The organism is Halobacteriovoraceae bacterium, assembly GCA_020635115.1.
Taxonomy (GTDB): domain Bacteria; phylum Bdellovibrionota; class Bacteriovoracia; order Bacteriovoracales; family Bacteriovoracaceae; genus JACKAK01.
Map to the genome: position 1 here is coordinate 200925 of JACKAK010000005.1, position 13011 is coordinate 213935.

The window sequence follows — 13011 nt, forward strand, 5'->3', positions numbered from 1 at the left end:
TACTTAAGCTTAACAATCTTCATCATATTTTTCGTGTAAATCTTTATTTTCATCAAAATCTACAAAATCAAGTCTGGCCTCAGGAACAATGTCTGCGTTCATTTGGTTTAAGACATTATCATTTCCCTCAGATGATTCATAAATTTGAACAAATTTGTCATAAAGTTCACAAAAAGGAGCTGTTTGGCCAGCTTCAATATAGTTTTCCATCAAAAAAAGATTTGTTGTTAAATTTCTAGAAACTTTGATCGTTTGTCCATTGGGCAAGTTCACATCGACAAGAGTGTTTTCGTAAGCGGTTTTTTGGAAATTTAATCCTTCGATGGCACTTTTACCTGGAACCTTAATATAGGCCCGTCCGAGGATTCTCAATGCGCCATAATCAGATACTGTGATGTCAATCGCTTTTGACCAGTTAAGATGTCTTTCTAGCTCTGGCCAACGAAACAATGAACGGATTGGCCCTTTAATTTGTCCCCATTTCCCTAGATTCGCTGAGTATTGATAATAGGCCTCAGCGGCCTCTTTTTTATATTCTTCTTTGGCCGGAACACCATTTGAACTAATAAGTAATTGATAGGCCTTCTTTGCAGCACTTACTCCATCTTCTAAGAAGTCGAGTTTTTTACGAATTCTTCCAATATAATAAAAAGAACGTGAAGATTTGTTGTAGAGTTTGGCCTTTTCTAAGGTGTTTGTTTCATCGGCCGCAAGTTTCAAATAGGCCTGAGCTGCAAGATATGAATTAATATCTTTTTCGCCTCTTTTTTTATAGAGTTTATCGGCTTCTTCAACTGTCGTTGAAAACACATTTTGTGAAAGAAGCAAAGTAAGCAAGATTGACTTAATTTTCATTAAACATTCCTTTGTTAGGGTCTTTTGAATGTTCCCAATTACATAGATATGTATTGGTTTTGTCAATTTTATTTAAAATCAATCTTCCTTTTAAACTGATTCTTACAGACGCAAAGTGAACGATTTAAAGCTGTACTGTGTCGTGCGAAAAAACATAAACCCCCTAAAATAAAAGAAAAAGTATAGGGAATATTCTATGAAGATTTTTATCTATCTTGGCCTATTTTGCTTTGTATCATTAAGGGACTGTTTACAATACAATTTTGACAAATAAAATAAATTCTAAAAACATTTTTCATCTTAAACATGCTTTTGCAAAATATTCCATCAATGAGTCACTTGAGATTTCAGGAACATTACTTTTAAACTCAGGATTAGAATGTTCAAATTTACTTGATAATTGAGCAGCAAATATTCCTCAATTTTGGAATGACTATCATGCCATTATTTTTGGTCATGAATATTTAATTACTAAAAAAATTCCTCTCCGTTTCAGACTGAGTTGGAGTTCACAAGTTGTTCCAAACCCTACGGCAAAAAATACGTTTACTGCTCCAGGTCCTACTATTGGTTACCACATTGGTTCAGGTTACACCTTATCTAAGAAAACTGAAATTAATTTTGCCCTTGATTATCTTTCTAATAGAGGAGAACCTGCTGATCACTCTGAAAAAACTAAATCGGCCAATGCAAGTGGAACGAGACTAGATGGTTTTTACTTAGGTGAATTCTTTCTGCCCTTTATATACTCTGGACAATTTCCTCGTAAGGACTTTGTGATAAAATTAATATTTAAAAAGACCATTAATCAGTAACCAAGTGCAAAGGGTTAGTAAAGTCATAAACGATTATCCCATTTTTTGAGAGGTTCAAATATAATCTTTTTCTCTCTATTGCCATACTATAAATGGTATCAAGCCCTCCATAAGTTCCAAGTAATTGCAACGATGTTGGGTTAGAAACATCATATACATGAAGTTCTTTGGTTGTGGATACTCCAACAAAAAGAATATTGTCGCTTAAAGCAAGTGCAGTTGATGTTCCCCCAACATTGACAATATTCTTTTGGATGAGATTATTTTTATCGCTTGCATCCAGGATAACAAGTCCATTAGAACCATCTGCGACAAATACATACGAATCATTGGCCACAATGTCATTGGCAAACCCTGTAGTATCAAATTGGCCTAACATTAAGGGTGAACTTGGATCACTTATATTTGCAATTCCAACACCATTATTTCCATCTGCACCATAAAGATAGTCTCCAAATATAAAAAGTGCCTCATTGCCTTTAAAGCCAAGGGATCCTATTTGAGTGAGCGAACTTGGAGTAGATGTATCATAAATTCGAATTCCAATTGATTCAAAAGATCCGTAAACAATAGAATCCCTAACCACAATTTTCATAGGTGAGAAGCCTCCAGGAGGTGCCAGCTGCCCAATTAGTTCAGGTGAAGATATATTTGTGATATCGTAAATACTAAAACCTAACTCTGCATCTGCAGTATAGATCCTGTTTCTTTCGAAAGCGATATCAAGTTTTCTTGTATCTTTATGTCTTAATTCGCTAAGAGGAAAATCTGATGTTCGATAATTTGCAATACCAAATCCACCTACATTATCGCTATAATACAGTTTGTCATCACTAACTATGATGTCTGTAATTTCTCCGGCCTCGAAGTTTATTCCAATATTTTGCCCAGGTAACTCTGAAAATGAAAATGCACGTGTACCTGAAAGATTATTGGCCATAAAAAAATGTGTACTATTTGCGATAATATCCTCTGCGATCCCGTGGGGGACATCGCTCCTAAAAGCCAACTTTGGATCTGTTTTATCGGACATATCAATAATACTAAATTCACTAAACCCTCCTATAATGATTGAGTCTTCTTTTACAGCAAGACCTTTATGACTAAAACCTGGAATCGAAAGTGAACCAACTACGTTCGGAGAAAATGTGTCTGAAACGTCTATAATTTCAATTCCTGCACTAGTGGAAGCAACAATATATGAACCAATACTTTCTATATCAACAATGCTACCAGACAAATTAACAAATCCGATAACCGTCGGACTAGATGGCACCGACACATCCAATATCTGTAAAGCAGTTCCACTACCAACATATAGATTATTTGCAGACCAAATCGGATCTGTAACTGAAGAAAAATCTGTAAATGTTGTAATCAAAGTAGGGTTAGCTTTGTCAGAAATGTCTATTATTTCAATTCCTGAACTAGAGGACAAGTATGCAATCGTTTCAGTACCGTTAACCGTGACGCCAAGAAAAGTACCACTATAAGTTGATTCATTGATTGGATTCGAAAGAGGATTAGTAGTATCTGATACATTTACAATATGAAGATTGCTAATGTAGTCTAATACATAAACATGTGTTGCGCCAACATGCAACCTGTATGCAGAGCCGACAGTGTTCTCTTGTGCGTGAACAGTCAAATTTGAAGGGATGCTGGCATCAAGTATAATCAGACCATTAGCATAAGATGCAGTATAAAGGAAATTACCTGACATACCAATATCGTAATCCCTACTACCGCTATCATATCCACCGATTTGAACCGGAGCACTCGTTGGCATTGTTTGATCAAATACCTCGACACCTCCCTCATAACTGGCACAATAAATATAAGATCCTTCAACAAATAAATCACTACAACCGGCCTGAGAATAAAAATATCCTGAGGATGTTGGACTAAGAGGATTGGTAATATCAAATATCTCTATACCCGATGCTCTAGGATCTCTTATATTAATAGCATAGGAATAACTTACGTAGAGATAATTCTCAACTCTTTTCATATTGGAAAGGGTCGATCGATATAAAGTAGAAGAAGAAACAAGAGAGGGAGAAGAAGGATTTGATACATTATACGCAAACGGGTGTAAAGTCTGTGATGAAGACGCAAACCCAAACATACTATGCCCTTCAATAAATAAAAATGGATTAGAAGCAGGAATATAGTGTGGACCTCCAAGAAGTGAAGGAGAGGCCTTATTGGTAATATCTACGATGATATACTCAAAAACATCCCCAAGATAAAGTGTATTTCCTGAGATGGCGAGATCTAAAACTGAATTTGAAGCGGGGTATCCGCCTAATTCAATAGGATTACTTGGATCGACTATATCATATATCAAAAGACCATTTGTTCCATCTGCTAGATATAGATATCCCGAATCGGATATGATTTTACTTGCTTCACCGGGTGTATCGACTTGACGTAGCAGTTGCGGATTAATTGGATCACTAATCGAAAATACAAGAAGTCCATCCGATGCACTACAAACATATAATAGTCCTTGTTCATAGAGAAGAAACTGATAGTCAAAACCATTGTCTATTTTTTTTACCAGAATAGGTTCATTTGGACTAGAGACGTCGAAAACTGATAATCCACGACGACCTTTACCAATATAAGCATAATCTCCAACCTTAGTAATACTCGTAGATATCCCCCCAAAATTTTTTAAAGAAATATCAACAGATCTAAAATTATTCAAATTTGAATTACGCTCTTTTAGAGTGATTGTAATGCGACTTTTGCCACACGAATTAAGTAGTGAAAAAAAAAAAAGGACGAAGCCCAATTTAAAGTTCTTATACATAGATAGATTATATATCAAAAGTTCTACTTAATTAGTTTTAAATACTTAGAAACAAATATTTAAAACTATACTATCAAATCTGCCATAATTTTGTGCCACTATCCACTAAGCGCAGGAAATCACGCAGCATGACTTGGCCGTGAAACATGAAAAAGCTATAATTGGTAATGGTATTTTCAAGGAGGATGGCCTATGGATTATCAAAAATTCTCGTTCCTAAGCTTTTATGATGAAATTAACAGTGAACAAAAATGGAGAAAATAAATATTTTTATTTCTTGGCCATAATTGATGTCTTCAACAGAGAAATAGTAAATTATCACATTGGCCACAGCTGTAAAACTAAAGACTTGCTAGTCACATTTAACGAGGCCATAGATAAACATAATCCAAACTTAGATGATCTTGCAATTCGATCTGATAATGACCCTCTGATGATATCATTTATGTAGAAGAAATAGGTCTTGAATATGAATTTATTCCCATTAAATGCCCAAATAAGAATGCTTATATTGAAAGTTTTTTCTCTATTTTAGAAATTCAGTTTTTACAAGTTTGGTACTTTAAAAATATGAGTGATGTGTTTGAAAAGTTGGTTAATTTTATTGAATTCTACAATACTGATAGATTGAATGGTTCACTCGATTACAATTCACCAATAGAGTTTAAAAATAAATTTAATAAAGGAAGTTATCAAAATTATCAGGTGTCAGCTTAAATGCCGAGAGTTTTGTCCGAAATTTGGGGGTTGACAGGAATTTAGCTCTAGGGCCCTGAGTTTACATTTGAGCTATAATATATTTTTTTAAAAGAGGGGCCATCCATGGCCCCGAGAAAAAATCCCATCCTTGGTATCAATTATCTTCCTGATCTTGAATCATTTTATGTTTAAGTGTACCAGTAACTTTCACAGTATATGAATTAAAGAAAGGTAAAATTCTGGTAAAGAAACTATATATACCCGTACTATATTGTATGCTAAGATGTTCCAAATCGCCACAGCTCACATTATTATCTTCAAGAACTTCACTCACATAAGTTGTATCCCAAAAAAGTATCGGTAAAAATGCAGTACTCGTCGTTTCGTACTCAAATCCGGCCTCATCAGAGATGTTTTCATCACTCAACTCTTTATCATACCAAATCCCATCTCCTGCACAATCTTTTGCAGTGACAATATGATGTCCACTACAACTACAAATTATTAAGAGTGAAAGAAAAAGAAGAAGATTCATAGAGCAATCCTCTTTGTTTTTTCTTCGTCTGTTTTTTCTCTCCCATATCCGTAGATATAGACAGTATGAGGTAGATACATTCCCAAAGTTATCCATGAAAGAATATGCTGATAAATAGTTTGCTTAAATTCAAACGAGACTTGAGTGACGTCGACAAAACCAGCTCTTAAAAGTTCTTTATCAAAACTAATTTTTTGCATACGTGGATAAGCTCCATAAAGGTAGAATGGAATCTCTTTTTTTATTTCAAATTCAATATGCTCTTTTGTTGTTGGTTCTGAAGTATGTGTGAGAATACCCCCACTTGATGAAATTTTGAGTTGGGTACACGAAGTGGATAAGAACAAAAAAAAGAAAAAAATAAACTTCAAAAATGTCCTTTGTTTTCTCTTTTAAATTGTTTCTTCTGTGACCTCGGTTGTCAATAAGCTAAAGAAAAGATAAAGATTTTTTTTTGAATGGTAACACTTTGCTCTGATAATTGAGGTCAAAATGAAACCAGTATCCCTTTTTCTCTTGGATACAATGCGTCTTCTTGTTGATATCTTGTTAATATTATTGGCATATTTATTGCTTATAAAAATATAATCGAAAGGACTTTATAAAAAACATTGCAAAAGCAGGAACACAAAAAGGAGAATTTATGAAGTACACACTTTTATTATTTCTATTGGCATTTCATTTACCAATGTTTGCTCAAGTAAATGATCATTCTCAAAATCGGCAACCTGAAAAAGCTCATCCAGGCCCGGGACGCGGAGACAGAGGAAGAGACACTGAACTAAATGATAGAGGTCATAATCGAATCCCCTTCAGGCCTCTGATAGTAAATTATCGAGGTCAAAGGTTTTCATCCCACTATGCAAATAGAATATTTTTAAAAAGAGATTTACTTCAAGTTTATGGACGTGGTCTCAATTTAGAAAGTTTTCCACTACAAAGAGTTGAAGTTTTTGCTCGACCTGTTTATGGCAATGTAACGATCACACTAGAAATTAATGGATTTCCAGTAGGAACTAGATCAAAAAGTTCTTTCTATAGAGATTTTGGCCCGCTCGTTTTTTACGTAAATCCTTGGCAAGCACGTGGCCCATGGCAATTGGTAGTGAATCAAGGGGAATTGTTTGTTGAGAGAATTGTATTTTTTCCTGAAAATAGACCTCCTAGAAGACCAAGACACTAGACGCAGACAAAACAGAAAAACAAAAAAATAAGGCCAAGACTTTTTGGCCTTATTAAATGAGCAAGGTCTTTATTGCTTAATTGCAGATACAGTCAAAACCAATTAAGAGTCCTGTCGAAGAGCTGTATCTTTGATTACTAACAACACCAGTGTAACCGCAACTTGGGCCTGATCCCCCCCAACCAGTAAAGACCCAATTGGAGCTTGGGATTGATGGACATCCACAAGTTGTGTTACCCCATTCAGGGCAAAATACTTCAGTACAACTTCCACCACCTACGTTTGAACCTGAACGACAACCACATGCTGGAGAAGTTGGATTACTACTCCAAGAGCCATTTGAACATGAGTAAACAGCAAGCCCTCTAGCATTAGAAGATGTAGTGTCATGAAAAGTATAGTTTCCATTCGGAACAGGGGAAGTCATAGAACTCAGATTTCCAGAACATGAAAATGTTATCGTTCCATAGGTCATGCCCCAACTTTTCGTTACTGTTTGATCACAAGTTGTTGGAGTCGGTGTCGGTGTAGGAGTCGGTGTAGGAGTCGGTGTCGGTGTAGGAGTCGGTGTAGGAGTCGGTGCACAGTAACAAGCAGGACAAGTATTACCGACGGATGGATCTGCACTATATTCACAACACTGTCCACTTTGCCCATTAGTTAAATTATAGGGATTAGGAGTCGAGTTAGAACAAGTGTTTTGAGTATATGTTCTATGATTAGATCCTCTATTGCCCCCACATGGACAACCAGTATTACAGCCAGATCCACTACTCACTAATGACCAACCAGGATTTGTTTTTGGCCAAGAAATTGTCAGAGGCTGACAAATAAAATAATCCAATTGAAAATTTTTGATTATTTCACTTATTTGAACGCTTGATCCCGCAGGTGTTGTTATCGTTTTTGGAATTTCTGTTAAATTATATACTGTGGCCGTAGAACATTCGTTTAGATCACTTACAGAAAATGTGAAAGGCATTTTCGTAATGTTAATGTTCTCATTTCTATTACTAGAACAAGAAGCATAATAACATGTTTCACCACAAGTTACACTTTTGCAGTTGGTGTCATTAAGTTTGGGAGTGCAATCTTGCAAGTTGACCGCTGACAATGGAACAGCAAAAGCAGAATTTTTAAATAACAAGAGAATTAAAAACGAATATAAAAATATATTTTGCATAGATTTTATTTCTCAGTTTCACTATATATAAATAACATTGTACATTAATCTTAAAAATTTAGAAGGAAGCATATTTTTGAAAAAATAATAGAACGTTGGGAAATTATGGATTTACCCTTCTAGAAGTAATAATAACTCTCAGAATTATGACAATAGAAACATTGGGATTAAGCCAACTATTTCTGTCAACTCAGAACATTACAATCGAGTAATGATATATATGAAATTGTTAATAAAATCAGCACCTTATTGGACAATTGTTCAGTTTGTCTGATTAATTTCGTGTGACAGAATTTTAGTTCGATTTCCTATTCACCTCGTTCAGCAAGTCAAACAGGGAGACTATCTGGTTCTGGAAAATTAAAGCGTAAGAGTCTATCTTTTTTGTCAAAAAGCGAAGTCATCTAATTCATAACCTATTGTAATTTAAAGGTATCCTCTTTATTTTAAATTCCGAAAAACTTAGGATCTCGCTTTTCTCTAAATGCCCTTAGCCCTTCAAAATGATCTTGTGTTCTTTGAGCAATTCCTTGGAAAGCGGCAAGTAATTGCAAATGATCATATAGATTTGAATTCTGAGCTTGCTTTAGGGCCTGTTTTGTTAGGGCAATACCAACAGGTGCTTTAGAAGCTATCTTTAGGGCCAATTTCTGACAGTCTTTTCTTGCTGTATCAATATCATAGACATGATTTAAAAGACCTACTTTTAAAGATTCCTCATAAGACAAAATATCGCACGTTAAAAACATTTCCATTGCTTTTGCAAAACCTACAATTCTGCTCAGAAAAAAAGTACCTCCGTCACCTGGGACTAGAGAAAGGTTGGCAAAAGTTTCACCCATGCGGGAGTTCACTGTTCCAACACGAATATCACACATACAGGCCAAGTCTAGACCAGCGCCGACGGCCGCTCCATTGATATAAGCAATAATTGGAGTCTGCATTGACTCTATTGTTTGTGGGATTTTTTGAATATTTTGAGCGTAAAGATTTCGGAGTTCATTAGATTCACCAGCAAAAATATCTTCCTTTGTAAGCATTTTATCAATGTCCCCACCTGCGCAAAAATTTTTTCCAGCACCTGTAACAACAACACATCTAATGGAGGCATCTCTTTCGCATATGTTTAGTTCTTCAATAAACTCATGAATTAGTTGAGAGTTCAGAGCATTGCTTTGATTTGGGCGATTTAGAGTTAACCAACAGACAGAGTCTCTCACTTCTTTTAAAACAAGTTTTTTACTCATCTATCCTACTTTGTTAGAGTGTTATGTACTTTAGACATAGATATTTTTTTAATTTCTTCGATAATTCTTTCTGATGCTTGGGTAAGTTTTTCAAGATCTACTCCACAATTGACACCTAGTTTTTGAAGAAAATAGACAAGATCTTCAGTCGCTAAGTTTCCAGTTGCTCCCCTAGCGTAAGGGCAGCCACCTAATCCTCCAGCAGAAGAGTCAAATCGAGTGATTCCTTTTTCGAGAGAGATAAGTGTATTGGGAAGTGCTAGTGAGTAAGTATCGTGGAAATGCATAGAGAAATAATCTTTATCAAATTCTTTCAGTAAATCATCTAGATATTGACTTACCTGCTTTGGTCTTGCAATGCCTGTCGTGTCTCCGAGTGATACTTCTTGAACACCTTCGGATTTAAAAAATTGACATAAATCGACTAAATTCTTAAATGATGTTTCTCCCTCGTAGGGGCACCCAAACACGGTAGAGATATAGCCTCGCATCTCAATTGAATTTTCCCTGGCCATTTGACAGACTTCTTTAATTCGAATCTTTGATTCTTCAATTGTTGCGTTAATGTTTTTTTTATTGAACTCATTACTTGTGGCCGTAAATAGTGCAATTGATTTCACATTACAACCAACGGCATTTTCCATTCCTTTTAAATTAGGAATTAAACAGATCCCTCTGATTTTTTCTTTTTTGATTCTAGGCTTCAGTTGAGTGTAGACCTCTGTAGCATCAGATAGTTGAGGAATTTTATTGGGTCTTACAAAGCTAGTGATTTCTATTTCTGTTATCCCACTATCTAAAAGTCCATTGATAAACTCGACTTTTTTTTCAGTTGAAATGGATTTTTTTTCATTTTGTAGGCCATCTCTGGCCCCCACTTCAATAATTGTGACTTCTTTAGGAAAACGATTAAAATCCATTTAACCTCCTTTGTTACACTTTGAGTCCTATCAACTCAACTCCCCCATCGACTTGATCTCCTGGTCGACAAAAGACTTCTTGAACAATTCCATCTTCACTTGCAAGAATGGTGTGCTCCATTTTCATGGCCTCCATGATGACAAGTTTATCACCTCTTTTAACTTCTTGTCCTTTATTCACAAGAACGCTTACGATTTTTCCAGGCATAGGTGAGATCATTTCGCCTTCGTGATGTTCAGAAGCTCCTTGTAAAATGTATTTATCAGAAGTGATTTCAAATGATTCGCCATTGATTGATAAGAGATGATTAGATTTAAAAACCTTTTGAAGTTTATTTTGTGAGTCTTTTAAAACAATTGAATTTTCATCTTGATAGACAAGCTCATATTTATACTCTGTATCATCAATCATAATACTTAATGATGAGTTTGTTCTGTGAATTTGATATTCTACCAATTCATTATTGATCTTTTTTTTCATCATGCATTCCTAAATGAGTTCAGTTTTTCCCAAATGTCGTCTCTTTTTTCGATACACAATTTTTGACTTTCTTTTTCTGAAAGATGAAAAGCAGCAAGAGCGAGAGAGAGTTGTTCATTATTTAACTTAGCTGGCAAAAGATCACTTTTATGTGTTTCAACAAAACTTGTATATGTTTCTGCCTCTTTGAAATTAGGATGATCTAAAATCCTTAAGAGGTATTGAATATTTGTTTTTGTCCCTAAAAATGGAATTTCAGTGAGGGCCTTTTTCATTTTATTTATGGCCTGTGTTCTTGTATTTCCATGAGTAATAATTTTCCCAAGCATTGGATCGAAATTTAAAAGTACTTGATTACCAGATTTTATACCAATGTCTAATCTACAATGTTCACTTTTACCTAAATATGAAATCTTACCAACAGTAGGCAAAAAATTATTATCCGGGTCTTCAGCGTAGACCCTTACTTCAAGTGCATGTCCCTTTTGTTTGATATCTTTTTGCTTGAGATTAAGTTTTACTCCTTTAGCAATTTTAATTTGTAACTCAACTAAATCAAACCCTGTCACTTCTTCTGTAATCGGGTGCTCAACTTGCAATCTCGTATTCATTTCTAAAAAGAAAAATTCATTGTCTGGAGATAAAATAAACTCAACCGTTCCGGCACCAAGATAATTTATTCCTTTGGCCATTTCAACTGCGGATTCACAGATCTTTTTTCTGAGTGAATCATCAAGGGCCATGGAAGGTGTTTCTTCAATAATTTTTTGGTGTCTTCTTTGAATAGAACATTCTCTTTCATAAAAATGAAAATGTTGTCCATGATTGTCTGAGACTATTTGAACTTCTATATGTCTAGGATTTTGAATATATTTTTCGATTAATACAGTATCATCACCAAATGCTTTTAGGGCCTCTCGTTTTGCGCTTTCAAGCTGAGGTAAAAAATCTTCAATCCGCTCGACGATCTTCATCCCTTTCCCACCTCCACCAGCGGAGGCCTTTATTAGAACAGGTATACCAATTTTTTTCGCTTGTTCTTTTAAGAACTTACTGTCTTGATTATCGCCATGATAACCAGGTATGAGTGGTGCATTTATTTTTTCAAGAGCAAGTTTTGAAGTCTTTTTATCACCCATAATGACAATATTTTCAGGTCTTGGCCCTATGAATATGATTCCGGCCTTAACGACCTGTGCTGCAAATTCTGCATTTTCAGATAAAAAACCATAACCTGGATGAATAGCATCTACCTTAAAATCTTTTGCAATATTTATGATTTTTGAAATATTTAAATAGGTCTCTTTGAGTTCTCCATTTCCCAAACAAATAGAATAATCTGCTTCAAATGTATGAGGAAGTCCGATTTCATCTTCATGAAATATTGTAACTGTTTCAATTCCCATTGCTCTGCAAGTTCTCATCACCCTTAAAGCAATTTCAGCTCGGTTTGCAATGAGAATTCTTTTAATAGCTTTCATCTGAAGATCTCCAGTTTGGTCTTCTTTTTTCTAAAAGCGCTTTCATACCTTCTTGTCCTTCATTGCGCGTTCTTACTTTGGCAATAAACTCGCTCGTAAATTGATTCAGGGCCTCTTCTCCATCGTGTCGAATATTAATGACACTTTTAATGAGGGACTTTGCACTTTTTACAGCTTCAGGGCCAGAAGATAGTACTTCTTTTATATATTCATTCACAAAATTATTGAGGTCGGTATCACTACTGGCAACCTCATGGATTAGACCAATTTGTTTTGCCAATGTCGTGTTAAAACGCTTTCCAGATAAAAATAGATTTCTCGCATTCGATTCACCAATTTTACTAATGACGTAGGGTGAAATCACTGCAGGAATAAGTCCAAGTTTAACTTCTGTGAATCCAAAACTAGCGTTTTCAATTGCAACGACATAGTCACAAACTGCACACAGTCCAACTCCGCCACCCAAGGCAGAACCGTTGATTTTACCTATAATAGGTACCGGACAATGATTAATTTGCTTAAAAAGATTTGCAAGTTTCAAACTATCGATGAGATTTTCTTCTTGAGAAAAGTGAATCATTTCAGACATCCAATTGAGATCTGCTCCAGCACAAAATGACTTCCCATTGCCAGTTAAGACAACAGCTCTAACTTCTTTGTTAGTTTCGATATCCTTGAATACTTTGATTAATTGGCCAATCATCTCACTATTGAAAGCATTGTGTATCTCAGGTCTATTGAGTGAAATTGTGACAACACCGCTATTTTGAATAACTTCGATAAATTTGTTCATA

General features: G+C 35.2%; 15 protein-coding genes. 5 read left to right on the forward strand and 10 right to left on the reverse strand.

Features of this window, described 5'->3' with window-relative positions:
* Positions 1-9: 9 nt before the first annotated feature.
* On the reverse strand, positions 10-855 hold the full coding sequence (locus H6622_09480; protein ID MCB9061739.1) for a hypothetical protein: 846 nt from the start codon (positions 853-855) through the stop codon (positions 10-12).
* 263 nt (positions 856-1118) lie between these two features.
* Here H6622_09480 and H6622_09485 point away from each other — a divergent pair, with 263 nt between their 5' ends.
* Positions 1119-1259, forward strand: coding sequence for a hypothetical protein (locus H6622_09485; protein MCB9061740.1), 141 nt, complete (start codon positions 1119-1121; stop codon positions 1257-1259).
* Between the two features lie 400 nt (positions 1260-1659).
* Here H6622_09485 and H6622_09490 read toward each other — a convergent pair whose 3' ends face one another.
* The gene (locus tag H6622_09490) at positions 1660-4383 is read right to left on the reverse strand and encodes a hypothetical protein (protein MCB9061741.1); all 2724 of its coding nucleotides are present in this window, start codon (positions 4381-4383) and stop codon (positions 1660-1662) included.
* A 346-nt stretch (positions 4384-4729) separates the two neighbouring features.
* On the opposite strand from H6622_09490, the gene H6622_09495 reads away from it, so the two are divergent.
* Both H6622_09495 and H6622_09500 read left to right on the forward strand, forming a co-directional pair.
* Entirely contained in the window at positions 4730-4939 is a 210-nt protein-coding gene (locus H6622_09495) for a hypothetical protein (GenBank protein ID MCB9061742.1), read from the forward strand.
* Complete coding sequence (locus H6622_09500; protein MCB9061743.1) at positions 4927-5205, forward strand: transposase; 279 nt, start codon at positions 4927-4929, stop codon at positions 5203-5205. The genes H6622_09495 and H6622_09500 overlap by 13 nt, the downstream gene beginning before the upstream one ends.
* A gap of 136 nt (positions 5206-5341) precedes the next feature.
* On the opposite strand, the gene H6622_09505 is transcribed toward H6622_09500, so the two are convergent.
* Entirely contained in the window at positions 5342-5722 is a 381-nt protein-coding gene (locus tag H6622_09505; GenBank protein MCB9061744.1) for a hypothetical protein, read from the reverse strand.
* Positions 5719-6093, reverse strand: a complete 375-nt coding sequence (locus H6622_09510; protein MCB9061745.1) for a hypothetical protein — start codon at positions 6091-6093, stop codon at positions 5719-5721. The genes H6622_09505 and H6622_09510 overlap by 4 nt, the downstream gene beginning before the upstream one ends.
* 272 nt (positions 6094-6365) lie before the next feature.
* Between H6622_09510 and H6622_09515 the strand changes: the two genes are divergently transcribed.
* Complete coding sequence (locus H6622_09515) at positions 6366-6905, forward strand: hypothetical protein (GenBank protein MCB9061746.1); 540 nt, start codon at positions 6366-6368, stop codon at positions 6903-6905.
* A 76-nt stretch (positions 6906-6981) separates the two neighbouring features.
* Here the strand turns inward: H6622_09515 and H6622_09520 are convergent, their stop codons facing one another.
* Entirely contained in the window at positions 6982-8088 is a 1107-nt protein-coding gene (locus H6622_09520) for a hypothetical protein (GenBank protein MCB9061747.1), read from the reverse strand.
* 95 nt (positions 8089-8183) lie between these two features.
* Between H6622_09520 and H6622_09525 the strand changes: the two genes are divergently transcribed.
* Positions 8184-8300 (forward strand): prepilin-type N-terminal cleavage/methylation domain-containing protein, encoded by a 117-nt coding sequence (locus H6622_09525; protein MCB9061748.1) that lies wholly within the window; start codon positions 8184-8186, stop codon positions 8298-8300.
* A 234-nt stretch (positions 8301-8534) separates the two neighbouring features.
* Here H6622_09525 and H6622_09530 read toward each other — a convergent pair whose 3' ends face one another.
* From H6622_09530 to H6622_09550, 5 genes are read right to left on the reverse strand one after another with little or no spacing between them, the layout of a single operon-like run.
* Positions 8535-9335 (reverse strand): enoyl-CoA hydratase/isomerase family protein, encoded by an 801-nt coding sequence (locus tag H6622_09530; GenBank protein MCB9061749.1) that lies wholly within the window; start codon positions 9333-9335, stop codon positions 8535-8537.
* Between the two features lie 5 nt (positions 9336-9340).
* A complete protein-coding gene (locus H6622_09535) occupies positions 9341-10255 on the reverse strand; it encodes a hydroxymethylglutaryl-CoA lyase (GenBank protein MCB9061750.1) in 915 nt (304 codons plus the stop codon).
* A 13-nt stretch (positions 10256-10268) separates the two neighbouring features.
* Positions 10269-10739 carry a biotin/lipoyl-binding protein gene (locus H6622_09540; GenBank protein MCB9061751.1) on the reverse strand — a complete coding sequence of 157 codons (471 nt, stop codon included), beginning with the start codon at positions 10737-10739 and terminating at the stop codon, positions 10269-10271.
* On the reverse strand, positions 10736-12217 hold the full coding sequence (locus H6622_09545) for an ATP-grasp domain-containing protein (protein MCB9061752.1): 1482 nt from the start codon (positions 12215-12217) through the stop codon (positions 10736-10738). Before H6622_09545 ends, H6622_09540 begins: the two co-directional genes overlap by 4 nt.
* The gene (locus H6622_09550; GenBank protein MCB9061753.1) at positions 12204-13010 is read right to left on the reverse strand and encodes an enoyl-CoA hydratase/isomerase family protein; all 807 of its coding nucleotides are present in this window, start codon (positions 13008-13010) and stop codon (positions 12204-12206) included. Before H6622_09550 ends, H6622_09545 begins: the two co-directional genes overlap by 14 nt.
* Position 13011: the final 1 nt, after the last annotated feature.